This is a genomic window from Grimontia celer, assembly GCF_900055185.1.
In the GTDB taxonomy this organism is placed as follows: Bacteria; Pseudomonadota; Gammaproteobacteria; order Enterobacterales; family Vibrionaceae; genus Enterovibrio; species Enterovibrio celer.
On record NZ_FIZX01000002.1, the window covers coordinates 1,273,938 to 1,298,694 of the forward strand.

Sequence of the window (24,757 nt, forward strand, 5' to 3'; positions counted from 1 at the left end):
AATCAGTTTTTCATGCGATCACGGTCAAATCTTGCTTTATGCACTTTGTGGTAGATTCCAGCCAGATGACTTAGACAGTGATTGTGTTTAGCGTGCAAAGCATCGAAAGGCGGTACCTTACGCCGGATTTTACCTAGTATCGCTGTCATAAAACGTTTATTACCCCCAAAAAGCTTCGGAACGAATACATATGCGGCAACTAAAAGTGAAAAAGGCCATTTTTCTCACCACAATCCTTTCATTCCCGTTACTTGCCTATGACGGCGTTGAACTGAATAAAGAGGGCTTGGATAAAGGCAATGTTTCCGGATTGAGGATTGATTACATGTCCTGCACCGTTTATCAGGGAACAAATGAGTTAAAAGGTGAAGTTATATACTGTAACCAAGTCGATAACCTAACCGTGATGTACCCATCCGAAAGCTGTAACACCATAGCCAATTATCAGTTATTTTCTGGTGAAAGTTATCTCACCCAGTTTCGCTTTGCTTGCGAGGCGTACATTAGAGCCGGTGTTTCTGCGAGCATCTTGGACAGAATTGATTGAAACGAAGAAAGACAAACCCCGCTAAAGGCTAACAAAGCCCTGATAGGAGAAAAACTACGCTAGGCTTCGGTTTGCCCGGAACACTGTGTTAGCAGGCAATCAAAAGATAGGAATATTGTGAAAGTTATAAAAGTAATTTTGAAGGGAGTTCTTGGACTGTTTTTTGTCTTTGTTTTTATAGGGACTGGCTACTATTTCTACGATCTAAGTCAACAAAAAAAGCAAGACGAAAAAGAGTTAAATTATGCTTCTCAGCAAAAATGGAGTTGGTACGATGAATATGAGCGGATACAAATCAGTGAGTTTGTAGAAGGAAGAAGTATTCTTAGAAAGGTCAACTTGCAGAATAAATATGTAATCTATGCTTACAAAAATGACGATTATAGCCTCAGTGCTATGGCAAAGTTTGTTACTCCTTGCAGTCCAAACAAAGAAATTGAAACTTCAGAACTTTACTCTGATGGACTGCCTAAAGTGTTGAAATGCAATGAGGAAGGTGATGCTCTTCATTTCCTAGTGAAATGGAATGACAGTAGTACTGATTTCATTTGGGAAGAGAGTTTGGGCGGATTCTCGTTAAGGGAGAATTTCACCTACTGGGATTTCAGTAGTCTAGATCAAGAAGTTACTTTGAATAAGGCGAAATAGACTGCGAATACATATGAGCCCTACTAAGGTCAATAGGCAATAGCATTCTCTTGGCTGCCCCTGCGCGGCCAATCCTCTCACCTTGCAACTACCTCATTTCTTTGAATAAAATCACTCCACTCGATTCTCCATGCGACCAAAATCAAGCCTCCTTTTATGCACTTTGTGGTACATTCCCGCCAAAAGTTTTAGACAGTGATGGCGTGTTGCGTGCCGAGAAGCGAAGGGCGGTAGCGTAAGTCGCTTGTGCCCCATTGCTTGTTGGCGAAAACTAATTTTATCAGTCTCACATCGAGAGTATTCGATAGATTTTCTAATGCTAATCGTGTGGTGTGGAATTGCCCATTTGTGACATTTCTAGTTTATGTGTTATTAGGTATGATAAGTTTTTTTAAAACACATACTTATGCTAATTTAGATTGTGTTGATAAAAGATCCCAGAGTGGGATGTCTAATACCCTGTGTTTTGGGGTTTAATAAATGGTTAAGCGGAAAGAGCTGATTGCCATATTTTTCGATAAGAGAGAAGGGTTTTTAATGAAAGATGTTACTTTGACATCAATTCGATTTTTGAACTACAAAGCATTAAAGAATTTCTCGCTAAGCTTTAATGCGATGAACATTCTTGTTGGCCCTAACAACGCTGGAAAGTCTACTGTTATTAGTGCACTGAGAATCCTCGAATCTGCGTTAAAAATAGCTAACTCCAAAAGCGCGGTAAATGTCCCATACTACTCTGGTGGGTACAGTCTCGGTCACCGGATACCTGAGGATAATCTCCCTGTATCATTAGAAAATGTTCACACAGACTATTCAGATGTAAACACTACTATTACCTTTCGGTTTAGTAATCGAAATAAGTTAGTTCTATTCTTTCCATGCGATGGTGGATGTGTTCTTAATATAGATACTGATGGAAAATCAGCAAGAACACCCTCAGCGTTCAAAAAGGCGTTTCCTTTCAAGGTCCAAGTTGTTCCTGTATTAGGTCCTATCGAACAAGAAGAGAAGATTGTTACTGATGCCACAGTAAAGAAGAGTGTTGGGACACCAAGAGCTAGTAGGCACTTTAGGAATTATTGGTATAAAAATCCTGAAGGATTTGATGATTTTAAATATATGCTCGAAGAGACATGGCCCGGCATGTCTATTCAACCGCCTGAATTAACGACGGCACTTGAACAACGGTTGGTTATGTTTTGTTCCGAGAGCCGGCAAGATAGAGAGGTATATTGGGCTGGTTTCGGATTTCAAATTTGGTGTCAGCTTTTAACGCATATCTCTAGATCGAATGAATATAGCCTAACAGTAATTGATGAGCCTGAAGTTTATTTACACCCTGACGTTCAACGACAATTACTGGGGATCTTACGTGAGATAGATGTTGATGTATTACTTGCCACACACTCAACAGAAATACTAGGCGAAGCTGACCCTAGTGAAATTCTTCTCGTTGATAAAAGGTTGCAGGCAGCGAGAAGGCTTCGAGATGTTGAAGGTGTGCAGCAAGCTTTAGACTCGATAGGCTCAATTCAAAACATTACTTTAACTCAATTAGCTAGAACAAAGAAAGTTCTATTTGTTGAAGGTATGGGTGACTACAAAGTTATCCGTAGGTTTGCTAGAAAAATGGGCTTCATTGAACTTGCTTCTGGCTCAGACATCACTCCTTTCGAGTCCGGTGGTTATTCCTCATGGGAGCGGGTTCGCTCATTAGCATGGGGCATAAAGAACACACTTGGTGCTGACATTAAAATTGCCGCTGTTTATGATCATGACTACTGGTGTGAAGAGGAGGTAGAAGAAACTCTTAACGACCTAAATAGTAATCTTTCCTTTGCTCATATTCACCAAAGGAAAGAGATTGAGAACTATTTGCTTGTCCCTTCTGTTTTACAACGGCTATTGGTAAAGTTGGTGAAAGAAAGAAATTCACGGAAGGGGTTTGACTTACAAGTTGATGAAGAGGTTATTTGTATCTTGGATGAATTGTCTACCAAGTATAAGAATGATCTACAAGGTCAGTACATTGGTAGATATACGCAGTTTCATCAAAAAAAAGGTAGCCCAGAAGATATTTCCACATTAACTTCAAATGCAATTGATATATTCGATAAAAAGTGGTCCGACATCTCATTAAGAATGGAGATTGTCTGTGGAAAAAAAGTTTTGAAAGATTTGAGAAGCTATATCAGTGATAAGTGGTCTGTAACATTAACAGATATCAAGATTATTGATGAGTTTAATGGTATTGAAATCCCAAATGACATGAGAAGTTTGGTGGACACCCTGGATAGATATCGCAATCAGTAAAATAATTTAGAAATCATAAAAATAATAATGATAAGTGTCGCGCAGCCGACACTTTATTTGGGTTTTGAACAAGCCCGTCCTTTATTAAGTAGATTGCTCGGATGCCTACAGGAAGGCGGGACGCCCATCGAGGAATGATAGGCGAGCGCCGCCATAGTCTTAGTTATTCGAATCTAACGGCGTAGAGCACCGACTCTAACCAGCTTCTGTCCAAAAGTGGCTTAAGAAAGTGGTAGAACAGGGGCTCTATCAGCCACTCCAAAACAACCAAGCAGCCATACCAATGGCTGCTACTCCCCTTCCCCCTCACTCAACGGAAAAATCTTCTCACCATTAATCGTGATTTCAAAAGATACCACTTCCCAGCCCTCTTCTACGTCTAGATCAATCGGGATACCATTGCCAACGCCGACATAGAAGAAGAGAGAAAAATCGAACTCTCTTCCGTTTTCCAAAGAGCCTTCCATCCTCATTATTCTTTTGCACGCTGGAAAGATGTGGCCATTGAAATCCAGCTCTTCAACACCCAAGAACGTCACCGTCGTTTCTATCTCTACTTCTGGTTGCTCTACGCCATCAATAAAGCGCTTGAAGATGTTCTCTGATTCGTATTTTTCCCCTTTAAACAACTCATCTTTGCCTTGAACTCCCGAAGGGAAGTAATACCATTCTTCATTTCCTTCAATCGCCCCGTAAAACACATTGTGAGTGGAGAAAGAGATTTCTTCTGGCTTATCTGGGTCTAGGGTATAGAAGTGCCCATCTTTGTGTTTTTTGCGTTTGTAGGTGAAGAATTGGGTCGCTTTCACGCCTGTCATTCCGGGGACGGATACTTCCCCCCCTGTTACCACTTTCTCACCCGCGCCATAGTAATAGTTGTGTGAGTCTTTCAATCGGTAGATGTAGTCCACCGTGTATTCTGCTCCCTCTTTGTCTAGCTCTTCGTTAAAGCAAAGAGAGGAGCTCACACTGCGGTCTATCTCTTCACACCCTGTCAGGAACAGGGCCAGCAAGGTAAGAGGGCCGTACTTGGCAAGCTTCATAAAAACGTCCTGCTTGTTGTACTTATTCAGGTAAACAGTCTCTTAGGTTTTCACGGAGTACGCTTACGTACAATTGATACACCCATGTATTCCAACGCTTTTTGCATAGATAAGACTGAACATTTGGGGTTTTGGGGCTCTCCACAATATCGACGCCTCTCGCAAAGCGAATCAATGTCCCTATTCATTCCATCTTTACTTGTCCCGCTAATCATCAAAGATGATTTAATAGCCATGTTTCTGAAAAAACGGATTTTTTACTTAAACAAGGATGAATGATGACCACTGAACAGCAAACCGATGTTCCTCTCGCTGATGTCAAAGAGCCGAAGATTTGGCATGTTGCCCTTTTACTAAGCCTTTTGACGATTCTCGTCGAGGTGATTTTTTACGCGCTGGAATCTTATTTCGGCCCTACAGAGTCGAGCTCTTCTTTTATTTCTACTGCCCTTCCCTGCGTTGTCGCAGGCATGTATTTCGGGCAGAAAACGGAACGTTTGATGTCTCGTCAAACCCGCTTGCTGTCAATTCTTTTGTGGGGGGCCGTTGAGCTCATTGTTGTTGCGGGCATCATGCGCTACTTCTTCGGCTTAACGTTGGCTGAATTTACTGCGGAGTTTGGTGCGGTGTTCTGGTGGATTGTGGCCATCTTGATGCCGCTGACTCTTATCATTAGCTATTTCGTGTTCAAGTGGGGCGAGAAAATGGGGATTAAGAACGCCGTGAAAGCCCGTGAAAAACAGTTGGCGAAGCAACAGAAATCCGAATAGCCCTCTCTCCTTTTTCTTTTCAAGCAGGTATCAGCATTTAGGTGCCTGCTTTCCCCTCGAACATAACCACAATTTCTCTATCTACGCTTTACCCCAAAGCGTTGCGCAATTAGTTAATCCAACTTAACTAGCTCGATTCATTCAACGAAAACCATTGTTGTAAGGCTTCAGCGGTGACTTTAATGGCTTCATTTTTGCGGTCTGATTTGCGGCTGATAATAAACCAGGTGAGAGGCAGCCCTTGTTTAGTTACGGAAACAGGTGCCACCAGCGCTTGTCTTATCGAGCGTTTCAGCGCCCAGCGGGAAAGAATGCTCACGCCCAAATCGACGGCGATCATTTCTACGATGGCATCGGTCATTTCTACGACCTGCATGTGAGGAAGACGAATACCGGATGGACGGATAAAGCGTTCGTATTCAAAACCAGGAAGCGCGTCCAGACTGTAGGTCAGGTAATCTACATCCACTAAATCCTGCGCTTCAATCCAAGGTTTGGCGGTTAATGGGTGATTGGGGTGAGTCACCAGTACCAGCTCGTCTTCCATCAAGGTTTTACAATCCAGCGCTGGGTTTTCTGAACGCGCAGGAGAAATGATGATGTCCGTTTTTCCGGTTATCAGGGTCGCTTCGGCTTCTCGGGTTGCTGCCGCCACAAAATCGATTTGCAGCTTTTCTCTGCTGAACGCGAGCGATTTCAGAAACCCCGGTACCCAATGATAGGCAGAGTATTCTGCAATCCCTATTCGCACTAGGTGGCTGGCATTGGCAGCGGTGCGCTCGAATTCGTCTTCTGCCCGTGATAGCTCCGGCAGGATGGATGATGCTGTCTGGATCAATGCTTGTCCGGCGGGAGTTGGTTTGAGTCTTCGTCCTTCGCGCTCAAATATCGCACTGCCCAGTCTTCGCTCCGCTTCTGCAAGGCGATGGCTCATGGCAGGCTGTGTGACGCCAATGGCGTCTGCGGCGGCACCTAAACTGCCGTATTTTCCAATCGCATCAAGTAACTGCCAGTGGCGGATCTCCAACCTCATACATGCACCATTTTTATGTATTTATAGAGTTATTCATTAATCATTCTACATAAAAACCACTAGCATTCTCTTGTCGTTGTTAGAAAGCATGAGTTTTTAACAACATGGCTTCTTAACAAAGTGGTTCCTTAAAAGCAGGAGGGAAACAGATGATGGGCATTTGGATGGTATTGGCCGCTGCGTTGGGTTTTAGCTCGAACCCTTTACTGGCGCAGTTGCTGCTGAGTCAGGGGTTCTCGCCAGATACTGTTACCCTGTACCGCTTTGCTATTCCAACTTTCATTATGCTGTTGTTGCTGAAAAAGCGTCCGGTGTTGGATGGCGAATTTCTGCGTTTTATCGCAGTGGGCGGTTTATCAGCCTTGGGCATGTTGGCTTTTATGTCGAGCCTCTCCAAGCTTGAGCCAAACACGGTTATTCTGACTTATTACGCCTACCCCATGTTCGCGATTCTGATTGGCTGGCTTTGTTTTAACAAAACCATGAGCCGCAACCGGATGATCGCTGCCATGCTGATTGCTATCGCTGTCTGCATTATGCAGGAATCAAAAGGCTTTGGAGCGTCTTGGCAAGATTTGCTGGTTTGTCTCGCTGCGCCTGTGTCGTTCGCCGTGGTGATCAACATGTTCTCCCTGCCTGAAAAAAATCACGACGCCTCAGCCCGAATGTTTGCCGCTTTGTTGGGTCATATGGCGATTCTTGTGCCTGTCGCATTCGTCAGTCAGGAAACGTTTTCTGTCCCTTCCTCGTTTGACGAACTTGGGCTGATTCTGGCTCTCGGCGTGCTTTCCGCTGCCCTACCCCAATACTTGTTTTCCAAAGGGGCGCAGTTGGCCGATATGGAGCAGACCACCATGATTAGCAGCTGTGAAGTGGTGTTTGCCTTGGGTTTGGCTTGGGTTTTTCTGGGAGATGCAGTGAGCCTGAACGATATGATGGCTGCAACCCTGATTTTACTGGCGGGATTGATTCGCTATGAAGGGATGCCAACGCCAAGGGATGGTGATAATAGGGATGAACGCAGCAAAAAAGACAGTGCCGTTTTTATCCCACGAGGCTCAGAGAATCACTCAAGCTGATGTTTGCGCATCTAAGTTCTGCTGATTTCAGATAAAAAAATACCGCTCACTGGGAGCGGTATAGTCTGTTGTCGTTCTAACTCGCGGTGGTTATTAAGCGATGTCGAAACGGTCTGCGTTCATCACTTTGGTCCATACAGCAACGAAGTCTTTCACGAATTTCTCTTTACTGTCGTTTTGCGCGTAGATTTCCGCATACGCACGCAGGATAGAGTTTGAACCGAACACTAGGTCAACACGGCTTGCAGTGTATTTCACTTCGCCGCTTTTACGTGAAACGATGTCGTAAGAGTTACGGCCTGTCGGTTTCCACGCATAGTTCATGTCGGTCAGCGTCACGAAGAAATCGTTGCTCAAGGTGCCAACACGGTCAGTGAATACGCCATGTGCAGAGTCGCCGTAGTTCGTACCCAGAACACGCATACCACCCAACAGTACGGTCATCTCTGGTGCGGTTAGGCCCAGCAGTTGGGCGCGATCCAGCAGCATTTCTTCTGGTGCTACCGCGTAATGCTGTTTCTGCCAGTTACGGAAACCATCTGCCAGCGGTTCCAGCACAGCGAATGACTCAACATCTGTTTGTTCTGTTGTTGCATCACCACGGCCTGCTACGAATGGTACTTCCAGCTCGAAGCCGGCGGCTTTTGCTGCCTGCTCGATACCCAGGTTACCTGCCAGAACAATTACGTCTGCCACGCTGATACCGAACTCGGTCGCGATAGGCTCAAGCACAGACAGTACTTTTGCCAGGCGCTCAGGCTCGTTGCCCTGCCAGTCTTTCTGAGGCGCTAAACGGATACGTGCACCGTTTGCACCGCCACGGTTATCAGAGCCACGGAAAGTGCGTGCGCTGTCCCATGCAGTTGAAACCATTTCGCTGATAGACAGGCCGCTTTGTGCGATTTTCGCTTTCACAGCAGCAACGTCGTAATCCGCTTTACCTGCTGGAATTGGGTCTTGCCAAATCAGTTCTTCTGCCGGTACGTCTGGGCCGACATAGCGGGATTTAGGACCCAAATCGCGGTGCGTCAGCTTGAACCAAGCGCGTGCGAATACATCTGAGAAATACGCAGGATCGTTGTAGAACTTCACTGAAATCTCGCGGTAATCCGGGTCGATTTTCAGTGCCATGTCTGCATCAGTCATCATTGGGTTGTGACGAATGCTTGGATCTTCCACGTCTGCTGGTTTGTTTTCTTCTTTGATGTCGACCGGTTCCCACTGCCATGCGCCTGCTGGGCTCTTGGTCAGTTCCCACTCATGGTTTAGCAGCATGTCGAAGAAGCCGTTGTCCCATTGCGTTGGGTTAGTGGTCCACGCGCCTTCAATACCACTGGTCACAGTATCGCGACCCACGCTGCGGGTGGTGTGGTTCTGCCAGCCGAAACCTTGTTCATGAATATCTGCGCCTTCTGGGGCTGGACCCAGATTTGCTGCATCGCCATTGCCGTGCGCTTTACCCACAGTGTGGCCGCCCGCCGTCAATGCCACGGTCTCTTCATCGTTCATGCCCATACGAGCGAAGGTCACACGCATGTCCTGTGCGGTTTTCAGTGGATCTGGGTTACCGTCTACACCTTCTGGGTTAACGTAGATCAGACCCATCATCACGGCTGCCAGTGGGTTTTCCAGATCGCGTTCGCCTTCTGCTGCGTAGCGACCGTTCTCACCACCACTTGGTGCCAACCACTCTTGCTCTGAGCCCCAGTAGATGTCTTTTTCTGGATGCCAGATATCTTCACGGCCGAACGCGAAACCGAAGGTTTTCAGACCCATGGATTCATACGCCATGTTACCTGCCAGAATCATTAGATCGGCCCAGCTGATTTTGTTGCCGTATTTTTGTTTGATTGGCCACAGCAGACGACGTGCTTTATCCAGGTTGGCGTTGTCTGGCCATGAGTTCAATGGCGCAAAACGCATGTTGCCGGTACTTGCACCACCACGGCCATCGCCGATACGGTAAGAACCTGCAGAGTGCCATGCCATGCGGATCATCAAGCCGCCGTAGTGACCCCAGTCTGCTGGCCACCATTCCTGGCTGTCTGTCATCAACGCTTTCAGGTCTTTTTTCAGTGCTTCAACGTCGAGGGATTTGAGTGACTCACGGTAATCGAAATCTTCGCCGAGAGGGTTAGATTTGTTGTCGTGTTGATGGAGGATATCGAGGTTGAGCGCCTTCGGCCACCAAGCGACGTTAGAGTTGCCTGTGCTGGTCATTGCGCCATGTACTACTGGGCACTTGCCCGATGCATTGTTTTTATTATCCATAATCAAGCCTTTTATTTTTTATTCTCTAAGCAATACAGTTTTAGATGCAGGCTTACTCTGCAATGACGAATAAAATACTGCCTTGCTGATAATGAGAACAATTGCTTTTACCTATATCTGCAATAAGCTTGATCTATGTTAATTTTCAGGGTGACATTGCCGAATTTAAGCGCAATTTCGCTACAAATAGCATCAAGTTGCAGCACGCGCTTAACGGTCCAGTTTTATGCCTTGATACATTCGAAGGGTTTTCTAAAAAAGAGGAAGGATGTTTAGAGAGGAGTTAACGCCCCACCCATGGAGAGTGAGGCGGCTTTTGAAACTTACTTATCTACGTCGCCAACCACGCCTTCATGTGAAAGGTCGCCAGAAAGCTCAGCTTTGATTTCTGCCAGGCTTTCTTTTTCAGCCGCTACGATCTTGCCACTTACTGCATCAACTTCCACTTCGTAAGCTTGCTCGCCAGATCTGACAAATACGTCCCACTGGGTGTCTGGCTCGTCGAAGCGGATACCCAGTACTTCAACACCGACTTGTGCCAGTGCGGCTTTGATAGCAGCTTCTTCAGAGATAATTTTTGCGTCTGCTGCGTAGCTAGAAACGCTGAATGCGCCCACAGAAGCCAGAAGTGCACTACCTAAGATCAGTTTTTTCATTTTGTCTGTCCTTAATTCCATTTTAGTCAAAGTGCCTTGCCTCATGAGATGTTGAAGGTTTGAGTTCCTGAGAGCGCCTTCAGCAAAAATGGACAATGCCTCGTATCAACAATGGCAGACTAAATGACGTGGTGTGAAAAAAATGTGAAAGCGCTTTTTCACATTTTTCCACAGCGTGTATGTAGGGGGAATGAAGGCAATTAAACTATTGAAGAGAATAAAAATAATGGGAAAAGACAGACACATAAAATGTTGTGAATTGGGCACAACACGTATTGGCTTGCTGTGTCTGTCTTAAATTTCTCTACCAGTAATTTGGTTAAGCAGAGAGTTCTTTTCGGATGATTTCCGCACCTGCACTCAGTGCGTTTAGCTTGGCTGTTGCCACTTCGCGGGAAAGCGGTGCCATACCACAGTTAGTGCATGGGTAAAGTTTGTCGGCATCAACATATTTCAGCGCTTCGCGCAGAGTATCGGCCACTTCTTCCGGTGTTTCGATGGTATTCGTCGCCACATCAATGGCACCTACCATGACTTTTTTACCGCGGATAAGCGATAACAGCTCGATTGGTACGCGGGAGTTATGACATTCCAGCGAGATAATATCGATGTTGGATTGCTGCAGCTTAGGGAAGACTTCTTCGTACTGTCGCCACTCTGAACCGAGCGTCTTTTTCCAATCGGTGTTGGCTTTAATGCCGTAGCCATAACAGATGTGAACAGCGGTTTCACATTTCAGCCCTTCGATGGCGCGTTCCAGCGTGGCAATGCCCCACTCGTTCACTTCATCAAAGAAGACGTTAAATGCAGGCTCATCGAACTGAATGATATCTACGCCGGCCGCTTCCAGTTCTTTCGCTTCCTGGTTGAGGATTTTCGCAAATTCCCAAGCCAGCTTTTCGCGATCTTGGTAGTAGCCATCGTAAAGGGTATCAATCATGGTCATAGGACCTGGAAGCGCCCATTTGATTGGCTTGTCGGTTTGCTTTCGAAGGAACTTCGCATCTTCTACAAACACGGACTTTGGACGGGAAACAGGGCCAACCACCGAAGGCACGCTCGCTTCATAGCGGTTTCGGATTGTCACGGTTTCGCGCTTTTCAAAATCAACGCCATTTAAATGTTCAATAAACGTCGTCACGAAGTGTTGTCGTGTTTGTTCGCCATCGCTGACAATATCTACGCCTGCGACTTGTTGTTCCTGCAATGCCACACGAAGTGCGTCATGTTTGCCATCAATTAATGCATCACCTTCTAATTTCCATGGTGACCATAATTTTTCTGGTTCTGCCAACCATGAAGGTTTCGGTAAGCTTCCTGCTGTTGAAGTCGGTAATAGTGTTTTCATAATAAATACTGTCTTTGCTCTTTATTCGTTATTTATAGATCGTGATTAGGCGTAATTCGCAGACCATTGCTCAAGAACATTTTGGTAAGGCTTGATGAAGTTTTCTTCTGCAAACTTACCTTGTTCAATCGCTAATCGGCTGCGCTCTTCACGGTCATATACAATTTGCGTTAAAGAGTGGTCAGCATTTTTCAAGTTTGGCTGGTAACGTTTTCCGGCTACTGCATTGGCATTGTAAATTTCAGGGCGGTAGATCTTCTGGAATGTTTCCATGGTGCTAATTGTGCTGATTAACTCAAGGTTGGTGTAATCATTCAGCAAATCACCAAAGAAATAGAAAGCTAAAGGTGCAACGCTGTTTGGCGGCATAAAGTAGCGAACCTGAAGGCCCATTTTCTTGAAGTATTGCTCGGTGAGTGAAGACTCATTTGGCTGGTATTCCACACCCAGCACCGGATGTTGGTTTTCTGTCTGGCTGTAAACTTTGTTGTCTGACACGCTCAAACAGATGACTGGCGGCTTCTTGAAGTTTTGCTTGTAAGCCTCTGAGTTAACGAAGTGTTTGAACAGCTTGCCATGTAGCTCACCAAAGTTCTCAGGGATACTGAACTTAGGCTGGTCCTTGTTGTGGTCAAGAAGCAGAACACTGAAATCATAATCACGCACGTAAGATGAGAAGTTGTTACCCACAATACCTTCAATGCGCTCGTTGGTTTGGCGATCAAGAATATTGGTTTTCAGAATTTCAATCGACGGGAATGCCTCACCACTGCCTTCGATATCCATATCAACAGAGATAATTTCCAACTCCAAAGAATAACGATCGCCTTTTGGGTTGTCCCAATTTGCGAGAGAGTTAAAACTATTATCAATCATTCGCAGTGCATTGCGCAGGTTGCTCTGACGGCTATCACCTCGCGCCAAATTGGCGAAGTTAGTGGTAATTCGGGTGTTGTCTTTTGGCTGATAGTTTTCATCAAAACTAATGCTGTTAATTGCGAACGTAAAATTCTTATTCATGGTGATCGGGTTCCTGATCTAAAGCTGACATAATTCCTTACTCTTCCTGGGCTTTATTTTTGATTATCACTTTCCCAGTAAGTCGTATTCACTGTTTTTCAGTGACACTTGCATAGTGAGATTTATACGTGCCTCATGGATTTAATGAAAACTCTTTTCCTTCACCTTCATCATGAGAAATCTTCATGATCTATTTTTATTTGTTCGTGTAGGATTTCAGCCTCTTGAAAATAAGCAGAGATGAAATGGATGAGTGATTTGCTTTTATTGTTTATATATTGTGCGCTGCTCGGCAGTGGCGTAGGTTTTCTGGCGGGATTGTTAGGTATTGGCGGCGGATTGGTGATTGTGCCAATTCTCAGCGTGATTTTACTTCACTTTGAAGTATTGCCCGCTCAGCAGGTCGTGGTTGCAGCCATCGCCACTTCATTAGCCTCGATACTCTTTACTTCTACTTCTTCGGCTATCGCTCATCATAAAAACGGTAATGTCCCTTGGGATTTGGCCCCTTGGATCATGACTGGCGTGGCGCTTGGCGCACTTATCAGCGGCTTTCTGGCAGCTTTGTTACCTGAGCAAATCGTTCGCATTGTGTTTGCGGTGAGTGTGGTACTCATTGCATTGAAGATGATTTTCAGCGGCAAGAGCGATGATGACGCCGAGCGTAAACTGCCAAACAAACCCCTGCTGACTTTCTTCACCACGATTGTCGGTGGCTTATCAGCCATGATTGGTATCGGCGGCGGCGCCCTTCTGGTACCTATGTTGAGCTTCTTTTCTATCGACATGAAGAAAGCAATTGGTTGTGCTTCTGCTTGTGGCATTGTTATCGCTTTGTTTGGTTCGGTAGGTTACATCACATCTGGCAGTGCCCACTTTGCATTGAGCGACGGTTTCGCTGGCTTTGTTTATTTACCTGCGCTGCTGGGTATCGTCTGTACGTCTTGGTTCACTGCGCCTTTAGGCGCGAAGGCGACCCAAACCTTGCCTGTTGCCACGATAAAGAAAGTCTTCGCGCTACTTTTGCTGGCGATGGCGGCAAACATGGCTTTACGTTAAACGAAACTAAAGGGGAAGGATCGTCGGTATCTTTCCCTTTGTTTTTCTCTTCACCTGCCCTTTGCTTCTTTTCTTAGCTTCCTTTACTGGGTCTCTTCCCTAAGTTTCTCCTCTCTTTTATTTGCGATTGCGTCTCATTTGCATTAATTTGTATTTTTAATAATTCAATCAATAAATAACCTCTCAATTGGTTCAGTACACCTCTTGAAATTGTTATATTATAACAATTTATGTCAGCAGAATTCGGCATAGTGCTTTCTTTTCAGAGTGTTAAAGGGAAACAGTTTTGGGTGTTTTTTCTTCTCGCCCTGACTTTTGGATTGAGCTCGGTTTCTGTGCTCCATGCGTTGGAACACCATGAAGACGTTCACGCAGGACATCAATGCACGATCTATGAGTCGATTAATCATGCTGTTTTGCACGCTGACACGGACGTGTTGATTTTGCCGGAACCTCAACCAGTTGGATCATTCGAAGACAAAACCACTTTGAGAACGGCATGTGTTCACCCGAGAACCCGCTCTCCACCCGAGTCCTAACGCACTCTCCTTTTAATACATCTAATACATTACTCAATTTTTTATGACGTTAAGGAATACGTTAGGGACTGTTATGACTGAAATTTCGTACGCCAATGTGGCAAAGAAGAAGAAAATGGTTCGACTGGGCGTGCTCGCCGCAGTTGTTATTGCGGGTGCCGCGTTCTGGTTTTCAGGGCAAAAAACAACGGAACTGACACAAGATAAATCCAACACCTTGTCCATCAGTGGTCCATGGGAGATAACCAGCTTGGACCCTTCTAAACAAGGCTACATTCTCACCCGTATGCAGGTGATTGAGACGTTATTAAACGTTGACCAAAACGGTAACATCACGCCGGGACTGGCTTCAGAATGGGCAGTTAGCGACAACGGCTTGGATTGGACGCTCACCATTAAAGATGGCGTGACATTTCATGATGGTACGCCAATGGATATCAAGGCTGTGGTTAACAGCTTAAACCAGTCTTTGGCTAAGCACGGTACCCTGGGTAAAGCCTCTGTCAAAAGCATCGGCGCGCAGGGTAATAATCAGGTTGTGTTCCAACTGAATGAACCTTATGTTGCCTTCCCTGCTTTGCTGACCAACTATTCAACAGCGATCGTGGCACCCACTTCTTTCAAGGAAGATGGTCAGGTTGAAACCCTGTATGGCACAGGCCCTTATGAAATGGCTAACTTCCAACCACCGCACAAGCTATTAGTGAAGAAGTTTGATGGGTACTGGGGCGATAATGCCAACATCCCCTTTGCTTCTTACCTAACGGGTCACCGCGCAGAAAGCCGGATCCTGCAAGCGAAATCCGGTGAAGCAGACATTGTTTTCACACTCGACCCATCTATGCTGCCGCAACTTGATGGCGCGGATCAGGTTAACGTTCATAGCAACCTGATCCCTCGAACGCTGTTTGTGAAGCTCAACAATGGGCATCCATTCTTGAAAGAAACCGAAGCACGTAAAGCCCTTAGCATGGCGATTGACCGCAGTGGCATTGCAAAGAATGTGCTGTATGCAGAAGGTTCTGAAACCGCGCAACTCCTTCCTAGCTCGATGTCCAAGTGGTATCTCGATGGTGTAACCAATCAAGAATATGACTTGAGCGAGGCAAAAGCGTTACTTTCAGGTCTTGGTTGGGAGTTAAACGAAGCTGGCGTGCTGGAGCGCGATGGCAAACCCTTCAGATTGACACTGATCACTTATGCTGACCGCCCTGAGCTTGCTACCGTCGCAACTGCCATTCAGGCGCAATGGGCTGAGCTTGGTGTGGATTTAAAAGTAGATATTACCAACTCAAGTATGATCCCTGCTGGTCACACGGATGGCTCTCTGGAAGTGGCGTTGATTGCACGTAACTTTGGTTTTATCGCAGATCCTCTGCCTATCATCAGCACCGATTTTTCTAATGGTGGCGGTGATTGGGGCACAATGAACTGGCAAAACGCCGACGTTGACGCCGCGATTGCGGAGCTGGTGCAAACGCAGGATGCAGAAAAGAGTCTGATGCTCAGTCAAAAAGTCGCGAAGGCTATTCATGACGATTACCCTGTGCTGCCGATTGCGAGCTACAGCCAACACACATCGGTCAACAGTCGTGTTGCCAACTTCAGTTTCGACCCGTTCGAGCGTGACTACTTCATCAATCAAATGGACATTAAGTGATCATGATTTCGCTGATAAAAAAGCGGCTGATCCAGCTTGTTCTTGTGGCGTGGGGGGTTGGCACCCTCACGTTCATTATGATGAGGAGCCTTCCGGGTGACATGGCGTATCGCATTGCCGCCAGTCGTTATGGCCAGGATAACGTGGATTCCAACGCGGCAGAGTTAGTGCGTAGTGAACTTAACCTCGACCAAGGCTGGTTTAGCAGTTACGTCAGTTGGCTGACTGACTTGCTCCAGTTCAATCTTGGGAACTCTCTGGTGAGTGGTTTACCTGTGAGCGGTGAAGTCGCGCATCAATTGGGGCATTCTTTGCTGCTGGCAGTAGCAGGCATTTCGCTGTCTGTGCTGATTGCCATTCCCCTCGGCATCTGGTCTGCCAAAAAAGGTGGAGCCGTCAATACCACGCTTGTCTGGCTTTCGACTTTCACCAAAGCGTTGCCTGTTTTTGTGTTGGGTTTGGTGCTGATTTTGGTCTTCGCCATGAACTTCACGGTGCTGCCTGTCGCAGGTTTTGGGACCTGGCAGCATTTGGTCTTGCCTGCCCTCACGCTCGCTATCAGCTTGGCAGCGGTATCGAACCGTGTCGTGCATGTCAGCGCACTCAAGGTGTTTCGTTCTTCCCTCTATCAATTTTCACGCATTAAAGGTTTAACCGAATCGCAGACATTTTTGCGCCATGGCGTTCGCAATATGGCGGTGCCCGTGGTGGCGTTTATCGGTATTCAGTTAGTCGCTGTGATTGAAGGGATAGTGATGATCGAGTCACTTTTCTCTTGGCCGGGCGTCGGGCACGGTTTAGCACACGCTATTTTTGCCCGCGATATTCCTGTGATTCAGGGCTGTGCGCTAACCATGGGAGTTTTGTTTGTGGTGTTGAATGGCCTGATTGATATCGCCTGCTATTTGATTGATCCAAGGGGGCGACAAGAACAATGATGAAAACATTATCTGTCAGCCAAAAAGCAGGTATTTCGATCTTGTTGTTCCTGTTCGGCTTTTCACTGTTGACCGGGTTAGTCTCGCCCTATTCGATTGACCAGCAGAATCTCTCGGCAACCTTGATGGCACCCAGTAGTGAGCACTGGCTCGGCACTGACCATTTTGGCCGCGACATAGCGACCCGATTAGCCAGTGCGATTGGTTTGTCTTTCTCACTGAGCGTGTTGTGTGTCATTACTGCTTCCGTGCTGGGCGTCAGTCTTGGTGTGCTTTCCGCCTGGGCTGGCGGCAAAGTGGAGCAAGTGTTGGATATCGTCGTCAATACGCTGTTGGCCTTGCCGGGATTGGTTCTGGTATTGCTGCTGGCTGCTATCGCTCCGGGCTCTTTCGTGATGCTGTACCTCGCTATTTCGCTGGTTCAGTGGGTTGAGTATTACCGGGTCACCCGAGCCATTACCCGCGCACAAGTGGGCAGCCCTGAAAGACAACTTTCCTCCATGATGGGGTTTGGGAAGTGGTATCAGTTTAAACGCCATATCCTGCCAGCCATTCTTCCTTCAGTGACGACCATGGCAGCATTTGGCGGCGCTAACGCGGTTCTTATGATGGCATCGCTCGGCTTCGTTGCTGTCGGTATTCAACCGCCCCTTGCTGAACTTGGCTTAATGAGCGTCGAGCTGTTCCCTTATTCCGTCAATTCCCCTTGGGCACTTGCGCAGCCATTGGTTGCCGTTGCACTGCTGGTATTGGGTTTTCATCTACTTACGGGAGCAGGTCGTGAAACCGCTGATTCAACTGAATGATCTTTCAATAACGGTTGGAGACACCCTATTGATCCAACCCGTTTCGTTAACCTTGTATCAGGACAGGCCGTTAACGATTCTCGGTGAAACAGGTTCAGGAAAAAGTCTGTTAGCACAGGCCATTATTGGAACTTTACCCGAGACACTCTCTCAGCACGGCGACGTGGAAATTCTGGACCAACAGCTTGAAGGGGATGCGCTGAAAGCACTGTGGGGAAAGGAAATCATTATGCTGCCGCAAGAGCCTTGGCGGTCACTGGACCCGCTGATGCGCGGCTATCAACAGGTTTCAGAAGTGTATGAATGTGTGCACGGTAATAGTCCTGAAGCCGCTTTCAACATGGCCATTGAAGATCTCGATGCAGTCGGATTGAAAGAAAGTGCGATGAAAAGACCCGGCGAACTTTCAGGCGGTATGGCTCAGCGCTTAGCCGTTGTCGCTGCGAAAGCAGGCGGCGCAAAACTCATTCTGGCTGATGAGCCCACCAAAGGTCTCGATGCCAGCCGCCGTGACGATATCACTAGCTTGCTTAAAGAAAGTGCTCAAGGTGGAGGTCTGCTGACCATTACCCATGATATTGAAGTTGCCCGCCAGTTACAGGGAGACATCATGGTCATGAGAAACGGTGAGCTACTGGAAAAAGGCACGGCCTCTCAGGTACTTGAGAACCCTCAGCATGAGTACACCAAAGCGCTGATAGCCGCTGACCCGTTACATTGGGATAAACATACCGATGCCAATCCATTCACTGATACTGTGATTAGCGCTGAATCGCTATCCATTGGGCGGGGCGGCAAAGCACTGGCGGAGGATTTGTCTTTCACACTCCATGCTGGAGAAGTGATGGGGGTTGTAGGTGACAGTGGGTGCGGCAAAAGCACCTTGGGCGATACCTTGCTGGGTTTGCTGCCTGCCGTGAAAGGCAGTATCTCCAAACCGAAACCAAACACGGCACCTTATCAGTGGCAAAAACTGTTTCAGGACCCGCCTTCTGCAGTCACTTCGAGCGTCACCCTGGGTACTTTGCTGGAAGATTTGGTTTCGTTGCACAATCTCGATCGCACCAAAATCCCGCCGTTAATGGATAAGCTAAACCTCGCACCAGAACTACTCGAAAGGAACAGTCTTTCAGTTTCAGGCGGCGAGTTGCAGCGTTTTTCCATCATGCGCGCGTTGTTGCTTGAGCCTGTGTTTTTGTTTGCTGACGAGCCGACATCGCGACTCGACCCTATCACTGCTAAGGAGGTCACCGATGTACTGATCACTTTGGCGAAGGAGCAAGGGTGTGCGCTTCTGCTTGTGAGTCATGATAAACACCTTGTCGAAAAGCGCTGCGATTCGGTGATTAAGATGAGCTAGTCACTCAAACCTCCGACTCTTTCAACCAAACGGGGCGTCACTTAATCGCCCCGTTTTTTTCTCTACAAGCTTTGCTCGCGATTGAACAGGTATCCACTGTCTTTGTGCGTTGTAAGTTCCAATCCCATGATTTAATTCATGAAAAATTCTCGATTCATCCACAATTGAGACCTGCTTCGAATATGCATCTTTGCACCTAATGTTAAATTCACCGACTGATTCTCTATGAAGTCCGGGAGACTTCAGCAACTCGCTTTTAGCCGTTGGATAACATCGAACTCTCCCACTCTTCCAAAATGACATGTGGTTTACCGATGAAAAGACTCTTTGTTGCTTTACTCCTTTTTAGCTGCCATTCCTTTGCTGACAACTACTTCTATGCAGGCTCCAGCCTCTCTGTTTATGACGATACAGAACTGCAATACAACGATCTAAAGGTGGATGAAAACAACGCATTCGGCCTGAGTGGTTTTGTTGGGTATGGGCTGGAAATTTCAACAGGCATGGAACTTGGGTTGGAAGTGGAATATCAGCACTTCGGTAAAGCGGACTTCGCACAAGACGTTTTCATGGATGGTGAAGCCTACTATTTCAACCTAAGACCAAAGTGGGTTGAACCAGGAAACAATCTCTACAGTGCATTGATCCTGGGCGTCGGCGGTATTAAAGCTCAAACCGACATTTACGGCGTTTCCCGCTCACAAACCGAGTTGGCTTATCAAGCTGGCTTCGAGCTGGGTTATATGTTCGACCAATTGGATGTAGGCATCGGTTACCGCTATCAAACCGGCGATTTCAATGACGTCGACCTAACTATTCAAGGCGTATTGCTGACTGCGCGTTATAACTTCTGAAACGAATTGTCTTAGAGTCAGATTCGGTCAGTCTTGACCGAGTCTGACTTGCTTTTTGTATACACCTATCAAGTGCACTTCGAGATTTAATGAATACTGTTTTATCCAGCCATCGCCTCGCATTGCGCCCTATCGTTCACTCTGATGCCGACGATTTGTTTGAGGTTTATGGTGACGAGCAAGTCATGGAATTTGCCTCTGATCCTGTGTTCACCTCTATCGAAATGGTTCATCAAATGCTCACCAGCGTTGCTCGATTGGAAGCCGCAGAGGAGTCTTTTGAGTGGGCGATTGTTGAGAAAGCTTCAAACAAAGTCATTGGGACCTGCGGGTTGCATAGCTTTAACCAAGTCCGTTCTGAATGCGAAGTCGGTTGTTTGTTACATCGCGCTTATTGGAACAAAGGCTTTATGTTAGAAGCACACCCCTTGCTGTTTGAGTATGCCAAATCAATAGGTATCCAGCAGTTGAGAGCAGATATCCACCAGCACAATGTCAGGTCTCAAAGGCTTTTCAGAAAGCTTGGATTTAGAGCCAATCAAACATGCCATGTGTTGACGCTATTCACAGAAGTCGTTCCTCATGCAAGGAATTACGCCATATGAAGTTGCTTGCCAAATTGGTCATTTCCTATTTTCTCTTCAGCTACACGTTTATGGCAGTCTGGCTGGCTTTGGAAACGCCTCTGACTTTTAGAAACCCACATTGGTATGTCGTCGCTTTGATTGTTTTCACCGCCCTGATTTCTCTTTGGGTCTATACATGGTTCTGTGCTTACAGAAAGCACGCCGTCGTGGGCTTATTATTCTCGTTGCTCGCCATCACGCCTTATTGTTTTGCATCACAAAGAGTGCTCTTTTTATTTCTCACTTCGTCGCCCCTGCTGATTCTTTCAAGCTGTTATGTTTTTGTGTTCTTCAGGCGAAGGAAAAACGAATTGGCGAGCACTACCGAACCAAGTTAGGGAGCTGCCTACCTGCCCTGATGGACTGGTGGCTGATAATTCAAAGACGCATCATTCTTCATAAAGATATTACTCGCCACCAAACTCCCGACGCAGACAAACCCCAGCGCAGACATAGTCATTGCATCCGGCACTTCGTTGAAGATGGGAATAGCCAGCAAAGTCGCGATCACCGGTGTCGCACTGCCGAATGCTGCACTTCGCTCTGCCCCGAGTTGTTTAACGGCATACAGATAAGTACACGACGACACTATCCCTGCCCCGACACCTTGCAACAAGGTATGGGTAAACACTTGCTGCCATGGCCAACTTGATAGCGGGGTTTGATGCAGCGTACTCGGCAACCAACCAATACTGACGGCCACAAACAGAACCAAACACGACATGATGGCTAATACCCCAGAGCAAGCGAGTGCATTAAGGTTCGCTACCCGCGCACTGATCGTGAAAATGGCCCACATCAAGCTACCTAATAGAAATAACAAATGCCCTTTGGACTGCGCCCAGTCATAGGTACCTTCCGAACTGCTTATATTGCTTACGAGAAACAGAGCCGTGCCTATCGAGATCGCAGCAAGTCCCAGTTTGCGGTGTGAGCTTAGTGGTTGCTGGTAAAAGAGCACAGCAATGGCGGTGACAAACAAAGGCAAGGTACCCGGCACGAGCGCACTGCCGTGAGAGACTGGGACATATTGCATCGCGTTACTTGCCACCAGAAGATAAGGCAGTCCGCTGCCGACAAACATACCCAGCATATATTTGGCCGGAATAGCTACGATTTGCTCTCGTGCCCTATAGACAAAAGGAGTCAGTAACAGTGCAGGAACAAGGAAGCGCATGAGTGCCAGATCAGCTGGCAGCAAATCGGAGTTCGCGCCACCTTTTAGAGAGAGAAAAAAACCTGCCCAAACCAATAGCGTTGCCATCATCGACAAATAACCTGTCGTCTTACTCTGTGTCGTTCCGTTTTCTGCGTTCGAAGCCATCACTGTTCATCTCTGTCCTTGATGTTGAATGGCTATTATCTGGCACAGCGATTAGCGTTAGTTGGCAACTTTTTATATCAATTACACAAAGATTGATGGTTTCCGCTAATATTCACATCATTCTTGATTAATAAAAGCGCGAATGCATGGATCGTATTGATAAACAGCTTCTGGAGCTGATGCAAAAGGACGCGAGACTGACAACAGCAGAACTTGCAGATTTAGTTGGTCTTTCCCCCTCCCCTTGCGCAAGACGTATTAAAAGGCTGGAGAAAGAAAAGATTGTCGCGGGTTATCACGCTTCGTTAACGCGGGATAAAGTCGGTATCGCTATGACAATGTTTGTGGAAGTCAGCCTGAACAATCACCAAGTGACATCGGTTGATGATTTTGAACAAGCGATTGGTGATATGCAGGAAGTCGTCAGCTGCCATGTCGTTTCTGGCGCTTATGATTACCTACTGGAAGTGGTTGCCAAAGATCTTAGCGGCTATGAGCAATTCACCCGAAAACTGCAATGCCTACAAAACGTAAAAGACATTCATACACAGCTCGCGATTCGTAAAGTGAAAGACCGTGGGGCATTGCCGATTTACGTCTAGCGATGACTAAAGCGCAGATCGATAGTATTTCACTCGGCGGTCTTTGCCCTGCATGCGATTGGTTCGCGTGTCAGTATACTCCACACCCAGTTTGCGAATAACAGACTGGGACTGCTGATTCTCTTCAAGGTGCATGACTTCCAAGTACTTCATGCCGAGGTGTTCTTTCGCAAAATCTACCAGCGTACGAGACGCTTCAAAAGCATAGCCATTTCCCCAGTAAGGTACGCCAATCCAGTACCCTAAAACGCCTACGCCCTCTTCAATACTAGGAAAACTGACGGTACCGATAAGCTGTTGATCGCTTTTCAACGTGACCGCATAGACGACACCCTTTCCAGACTCCCATTGGGCTTGGTGAGTCGCTATCCAAGTCTTTGCCATGTTCAATTCGTAAGGATGGGGAATATTGGCGGTCATATCCGTAATGCGTTTGTCGCCCGCTAACTTAGCAACGATTTCGCTATCGCTCAGGGTGAAAGGACGAAGGACGAGTCTTTTGGTTTCTAATTGAGGTTGGGGCAACAACACAAACTCCTGCTATGTATCGGTATCTTTTAACTGTTTTGGTATGAATCAATTCAGTTAGAAAATACACAGTAGAAGCTTCATGATGTGGTTTGCAAATTCAATAGTTATTGAGAAAAAACCTATGCGATGAGAACCTCATCCCCAATCCAACGATGCAGCATTTGCCCAAACTCAACGGACACATCGACATCAGGGAACTGCGCCTGTAGATGTGCGCCGAGATCATTGAGATTCACACCTTTCTGAATCATGGAAATAGCGGCAGATTCTAATGGCGAAACACTTCGGAAATGTGGAGAGTGCCCTTTTCGCCAAACCAGTACATCGACAGCTTGAGGTAATGGCGCAACGGTTGGTGGTGTTTCTTCTTTGTCGATGGCATGCCAGATATCGAGAGTATTGCAGGTATGTGTGGTTAAGGTCAGTGTCGGTACAGCAAACAGTTGGATATTTTCTGGATCGGTGGTTGCCTTTACCTGAAGTGTTTCCATTGTCAGCACATCACTGTCTTCACCGTCGAACGCTCTTCTCAGCGTCCAATCCAGTTCCGCCAGCTCTGCCACTTCCAGATCATCAGGAAGCTGGTTTGCAATAAACGCGGCAAACAAGTGACCGTAATAGCCAATGTTGTTGTAAGTCGAAGGGTGAGTTTGTACGTAGTCCGCAGCCAATTGGTTAAACCAATCATCGCCTAAGTAGACCGCTGTGTGTTCAAAGTTGTCGCGCAAAACATCGATAAGTCGGATACGGTAAGCATTGTAGTAAATCGCCAAGCGATCTTTTGATGGTAGACTGCCTGCCCTCTCGTTTACCCAGTCAGCCTCAGTGCATTGCTGGCTAAGCACGATGGTTTGAAAGCTGTCCTGAAGGGATTGAAGACTCATGCTGCACCCTCCGTTTTCAAAGCGCTTGCTGCAATCTTGCGTGCGACATCCAACTCATCCAAAAGCTCACCCAAAGGTGGGACATTATCGTCACGTTCAATCATGGTCGGTACATTGCCGTAGCGGGTTAGCGCGTATTCATACAAATCCCACACACCTGCACAAACCGGGTGGTCATGGGTATCAATCAGGTGGTCGCCGTTGTTTTGGTGGCCGGCGAGATGGAACTGGCAAATGTGATCCTTGGGTACGCCGTCAATAAATTCAAACGCAGAGAATCCGTGGTTGAAGGCACTGACATAGATGTTGTTGATATCGAGCAGAAGCTGACAGCCAGTCGCATTACAAATCTCGCTCAGAAATTCCCACTCAGTCATCTCTGAATCTTTGAATTCAACATAGCTTGAGACGTTTTCTACCACCAAAGGACGCTTCAAAACATCCTGAGCGTGGTGAATATTTCTAGCCACCACATCCAGCGCTTCCTGCGTGAATGGCAATGGCATTAAATCGTGAAGTTTGCGTCCATGGACGCCGCCCCAACATAGGTGATCTGAAACCCACATGGGTTCGATTCGTTGCTCGAGCGCTTTGAGGCGTTTTAGATAGTCTTCATCCAGGCCATTAACCGAACCAATCGACATGGAAACGCCATGCATAGTCATCGGGTAATCAGCGCGGATGCGGTCGAGAATGGCCAATGGCTTACCGCCATTGACCATAAAGTTGTCAGAAATTACTTCCAGCCAATCGACAGGTTGTCGTGCATTCAGAAAATCGTTGTAATGCTGAGTGCGTAAACCCAGTCCAAAGCTCGAAGTCATTTCATTCACTCCAGTCAATCAA

The 24,757-nt window shown here is 46.8% G+C and carries 25 protein-coding genes; 15 read left to right on the forward strand and 10 right to left on the reverse strand.

Annotated elements, in window-relative coordinates:
* Window positions 1-205: 205 nt before the first annotated feature.
* From GCE9029_RS16055 to GCE9029_RS16065, 3 genes are all read left to right on the forward strand, one after another.
* Window positions 206-547, forward strand: coding sequence for a hypothetical protein (locus GCE9029_RS16055; protein WP_157487820.1), 342 nt, complete (start codon window positions 206-208; stop codon window positions 545-547).
* Window positions 548-664: 117 nt separating this feature from the next.
* Window positions 665-1,195, forward strand: coding sequence for a hypothetical protein (locus tag GCE9029_RS16060; RefSeq protein ID WP_062664699.1), 531 nt, complete (start codon window positions 665-667; stop codon window positions 1,193-1,195).
* A 480-nt stretch (window positions 1,196-1,675) separates the two neighbouring features.
* The gene (locus tag GCE9029_RS16065; protein WP_197475370.1) at window positions 1,676-3,508 is read left to right on the forward strand and encodes an ATP-dependent nuclease; all 1,833 of its coding nucleotides are present in this window, start codon (window positions 1,676-1,678) and stop codon (window positions 3,506-3,508) included.
* Between the two features lie 290 nt (window positions 3,509-3,798).
* Here GCE9029_RS16065 and GCE9029_RS16070 read toward each other — a convergent pair whose 3' ends face one another.
* A complete protein-coding gene (locus tag GCE9029_RS16070; RefSeq protein WP_062664701.1) occupies window positions 3,799-4,551 on the reverse strand; it encodes a hypothetical protein in 753 nt (250 codons plus the stop codon).
* A 275-nt stretch (window positions 4,552-4,826) separates the two neighbouring features.
* Here GCE9029_RS16070 and GCE9029_RS16080 point away from each other — a divergent pair, with 275 nt between their 5' ends.
* A complete protein-coding gene (locus GCE9029_RS16080) occupies window positions 4,827-5,321 on the forward strand; it encodes an ABZJ_00895 family protein (RefSeq protein WP_157487821.1) in 495 nt (164 codons plus the stop codon).
* A gap of 127 nt (window positions 5,322-5,448) precedes the next feature.
* Here GCE9029_RS16080 and GCE9029_RS16085 read toward each other — a convergent pair whose 3' ends face one another.
* Window positions 5,449-6,354, reverse strand: coding sequence for a LysR family transcriptional regulator (locus tag GCE9029_RS16085; protein ID WP_062664707.1), 906 nt, complete (start codon window positions 6,352-6,354; stop codon window positions 5,449-5,451).
* Window positions 6,355-6,503: 149 nt separating this feature from the next.
* Here GCE9029_RS16085 and GCE9029_RS16090 point away from each other — a divergent pair, with 149 nt between their 5' ends.
* Complete coding sequence (locus tag GCE9029_RS16090) at window positions 6,504-7,433, forward strand: DMT family transporter (RefSeq protein ID WP_062664709.1); 930 nt, start codon at window positions 6,504-6,506, stop codon at window positions 7,431-7,433.
* A gap of 93 nt (window positions 7,434-7,526) precedes the next feature.
* Here GCE9029_RS16090 and katG read toward each other — a convergent pair whose 3' ends face one another.
* From katG to GCE9029_RS16110, 4 genes are all read right to left on the reverse strand, one after another.
* Window positions 7,527-9,704 (reverse strand): catalase/peroxidase HPI, encoded by a 2,178-nt coding sequence (katG, locus tag GCE9029_RS16095; protein WP_062664711.1) that lies wholly within the window; start codon window positions 9,702-9,704, stop codon window positions 7,527-7,529.
* 323 nt (window positions 9,705-10,027) lie between these two features.
* A complete protein-coding gene (locus GCE9029_RS16100) occupies window positions 10,028-10,360 on the reverse strand; it encodes a PepSY domain-containing protein (RefSeq protein ID WP_062664717.1) in 333 nt (110 codons plus the stop codon).
* 319 nt (window positions 10,361-10,679) lie between these two features.
* Window positions 10,680-11,708 (reverse strand): methionine synthase, encoded by a 1,029-nt coding sequence (locus GCE9029_RS16105; RefSeq protein WP_062664720.1) that lies wholly within the window; start codon window positions 11,706-11,708, stop codon window positions 10,680-10,682.
* Between the two features lie 45 nt (window positions 11,709-11,753).
* Window positions 11,754-12,728: a DUF1852 domain-containing protein gene (locus tag GCE9029_RS16110; protein WP_046304760.1), complete on the reverse strand. Its 975-nt coding sequence runs from the start codon at window positions 12,726-12,728 to the stop codon at window positions 11,754-11,756.
* Between the two features lie 249 nt (window positions 12,729-12,977).
* Between GCE9029_RS16110 and GCE9029_RS16115 the strand changes: the two genes are divergently transcribed.
* The 9 genes from GCE9029_RS16115 (at window position 12,978) to GCE9029_RS16150 (ending at window position 20,908) form a co-directional block, all read left to right on the forward strand.
* On the forward strand, window positions 12,978-13,787 hold the full coding sequence (locus GCE9029_RS16115; protein WP_062664722.1) for a sulfite exporter TauE/SafE family protein: 810 nt from the start codon (window positions 12,978-12,980) through the stop codon (window positions 13,785-13,787).
* Between the two features lie 230 nt (window positions 13,788-14,017).
* Entirely contained in the window at window positions 14,018-14,326 is a 309-nt protein-coding gene (locus GCE9029_RS26355; protein WP_157487822.1) for a DUF2607 family protein, read from the forward strand.
* A gap of 73 nt (window positions 14,327-14,399) precedes the next feature.
* The gene (locus GCE9029_RS16120; RefSeq protein ID WP_062664724.1) at window positions 14,400-15,986 is read left to right on the forward strand and encodes an ABC transporter substrate-binding protein; all 1,587 of its coding nucleotides are present in this window, start codon (window positions 14,400-14,402) and stop codon (window positions 15,984-15,986) included.
* Window positions 15,987-15,988: 2 nt separating this feature from the next.
* Complete coding sequence (locus GCE9029_RS16125; protein WP_062664726.1) at window positions 15,989-16,924, forward strand: ABC transporter permease; 936 nt, start codon at window positions 15,989-15,991, stop codon at window positions 16,922-16,924.
* Complete coding sequence (locus tag GCE9029_RS16130) at window positions 16,921-17,730, forward strand: ABC transporter permease (protein WP_062664728.1); 810 nt, start codon at window positions 16,921-16,923, stop codon at window positions 17,728-17,730. The genes GCE9029_RS16125 and GCE9029_RS16130 overlap by 4 nt, the downstream gene beginning before the upstream one ends.
* Entirely contained in the window at window positions 17,705-19,090 is a 1,386-nt protein-coding gene (locus GCE9029_RS16135; RefSeq protein WP_062664730.1) for an ABC transporter ATP-binding protein, read from the forward strand. The genes GCE9029_RS16130 and GCE9029_RS16135 overlap by 26 nt, the downstream gene beginning before the upstream one ends.
* Window positions 19,091-19,404: 314 nt before the next feature.
* On the forward strand, window positions 19,405-19,944 hold the full coding sequence (locus GCE9029_RS16140; protein WP_062664732.1) for an outer membrane beta-barrel protein: 540 nt from the start codon (window positions 19,405-19,407) through the stop codon (window positions 19,942-19,944).
* Between the two features lie 89 nt (window positions 19,945-20,033).
* A complete protein-coding gene (locus GCE9029_RS16145; protein ID WP_062664735.1) occupies window positions 20,034-20,549 on the forward strand; it encodes a GNAT family N-acetyltransferase in 516 nt (171 codons plus the stop codon).
* Window positions 20,546-20,908 (forward strand): hypothetical protein, encoded by a 363-nt coding sequence (locus tag GCE9029_RS16150; RefSeq protein WP_062664736.1) that lies wholly within the window; start codon window positions 20,546-20,548, stop codon window positions 20,906-20,908. Before GCE9029_RS16145 ends, GCE9029_RS16150 begins: the two co-directional genes overlap by 4 nt.
* An 8-nt stretch (window positions 20,909-20,916) precedes the next feature.
* Here the strand turns inward: GCE9029_RS16150 and GCE9029_RS16155 are convergent, their stop codons facing one another.
* A complete protein-coding gene (locus tag GCE9029_RS16155; RefSeq protein ID WP_062664739.1) occupies window positions 20,917-21,894 on the reverse strand; it encodes a DMT family transporter in 978 nt (325 codons plus the stop codon).
* Between the two features lie 146 nt (window positions 21,895-22,040).
* Between GCE9029_RS16155 and GCE9029_RS16160 the strand changes: the two genes are divergently transcribed.
* Window positions 22,041-22,496, forward strand: coding sequence for an Lrp/AsnC family transcriptional regulator (locus GCE9029_RS16160; protein ID WP_002538050.1), 456 nt, complete (start codon window positions 22,041-22,043; stop codon window positions 22,494-22,496).
* Window positions 22,497-22,502: 6 nt separating this feature from the next.
* Here the strand turns inward: GCE9029_RS16160 and GCE9029_RS16165 are convergent, their stop codons facing one another.
* The 3 genes from GCE9029_RS16165 to bufB form a co-directional block, all read right to left on the reverse strand.
* A complete protein-coding gene (locus GCE9029_RS16165; protein WP_082804365.1) occupies window positions 22,503-23,024 on the reverse strand; it encodes a GNAT family N-acetyltransferase in 522 nt (173 codons plus the stop codon).
* Between the two features lie 122 nt (window positions 23,025-23,146).
* A complete protein-coding gene (locus GCE9029_RS16170) occupies window positions 23,147-23,911 on the reverse strand; it encodes an HvfC/BufC N-terminal domain-containing protein (RefSeq protein ID WP_062664741.1) in 765 nt (254 codons plus the stop codon).
* Window positions 23,908-24,735 carry an MNIO family bufferin maturase gene (gene bufB, locus GCE9029_RS16175; RefSeq protein WP_062664742.1) on the reverse strand — a complete coding sequence of 276 codons (828 nt, stop codon included), beginning with the start codon at window positions 24,733-24,735 and terminating at the stop codon, window positions 23,908-23,910. Before bufB ends, GCE9029_RS16170 begins: the two co-directional genes overlap by 4 nt.
* Window positions 24,736-24,757 lie beyond the last annotated feature (22 nt).

Coding starts and splice junctions, on each gene's coding strand:
- GCE9029_RS16125 (WP_062664726.1), top strand. CDS start 15,989: ATGATTTCGCTGATAAAAAAGCGGCTGATCCAGCTTGTTCTTGTGGCG.
- GCE9029_RS16160 (WP_002538050.1), top strand. CDS start 22,041: ATGGATCGTATTGATAAACAGCTTCTGGAGCTGATGCAAAAGGACGCG.
- GCE9029_RS16100 (WP_062664717.1), bottom strand. CDS start 10,360: ATGAAAAAACTGATCTTAGGTAGTGCACTTCTGGCTTCTGTGGGCGCA.
- GCE9029_RS16085 (WP_062664707.1), bottom strand. CDS start 6,354: ATGAGGTTGGAGATCCGCCACTGGCAGTTACTTGATGCGATTGGAAAA.
- GCE9029_RS16115 (WP_062664722.1), top strand. CDS start 12,978: ATGAGTGATTTGCTTTTATTGTTTATATATTGTGCGCTGCTCGGCAGT.
- katG (WP_062664711.1), bottom strand. CDS start 9,704: ATGGATAATAAAAACAATGCATCGGGCAAGTGCCCAGTAGTACATGGC.
- bufB (WP_062664742.1), bottom strand. CDS start 24,735: ATGACTTCGAGCTTTGGACTGGGTTTACGCACTCAGCATTACAACGAT.
- GCE9029_RS16155 (WP_062664739.1), bottom strand. CDS start 21,894: ATGGCTTCGAACGCAGAAAACGGAACGACACAGAGTAAGACGACAGGT.
- GCE9029_RS16090 (WP_062664709.1), top strand. CDS start 6,504: ATGATGGGCATTTGGATGGTATTGGCCGCTGCGTTGGGTTTTAGCTCG.
- GCE9029_RS16105 (WP_062664720.1), bottom strand. CDS start 11,708: ATGAAAACACTATTACCGACTTCAACAGCAGGAAGCTTACCGAAACCT.
- GCE9029_RS26355 (WP_157487822.1), top strand. CDS start 14,018: ATGTCAGCAGAATTCGGCATAGTGCTTTCTTTTCAGAGTGTTAAAGGG.
- GCE9029_RS16150 (WP_062664736.1), top strand. CDS start 20,546: ATGAAGTTGCTTGCCAAATTGGTCATTTCCTATTTTCTCTTCAGCTAC.
- GCE9029_RS16080 (WP_157487821.1), top strand. CDS start 4,827: ATGATGACCACTGAACAGCAAACCGATGTTCCTCTCGCTGATGTCAAA.
- GCE9029_RS16145 (WP_062664735.1), top strand. CDS start 20,034: ATGAATACTGTTTTATCCAGCCATCGCCTCGCATTGCGCCCTATCGTT.
- GCE9029_RS16120 (WP_062664724.1), top strand. CDS start 14,400: ATGACTGAAATTTCGTACGCCAATGTGGCAAAGAAGAAGAAAATGGTT.
- GCE9029_RS16065 (WP_197475370.1), top strand. CDS start 1,676: ATGGTTAAGCGGAAAGAGCTGATTGCCATATTTTTCGATAAGAGAGAA.
- GCE9029_RS16130 (WP_062664728.1), top strand. CDS start 16,921: ATGATGAAAACATTATCTGTCAGCCAAAAAGCAGGTATTTCGATCTTG.
- GCE9029_RS16170 (WP_062664741.1), bottom strand. CDS start 23,911: ATGAGTCTTCAATCCCTTCAGGACAGCTTTCAAACCATCGTGCTTAGC.
- GCE9029_RS16070 (WP_062664701.1), bottom strand. CDS start 4,551: ATGAAGCTTGCCAAGTACGGCCCTCTTACCTTGCTGGCCCTGTTCCTG.
- GCE9029_RS16110 (WP_046304760.1), bottom strand. CDS start 12,728: ATGAATAAGAATTTTACGTTCGCAATTAACAGCATTAGTTTTGATGAA.
- GCE9029_RS16140 (WP_062664732.1), top strand. CDS start 19,405: ATGAAAAGACTCTTTGTTGCTTTACTCCTTTTTAGCTGCCATTCCTTT.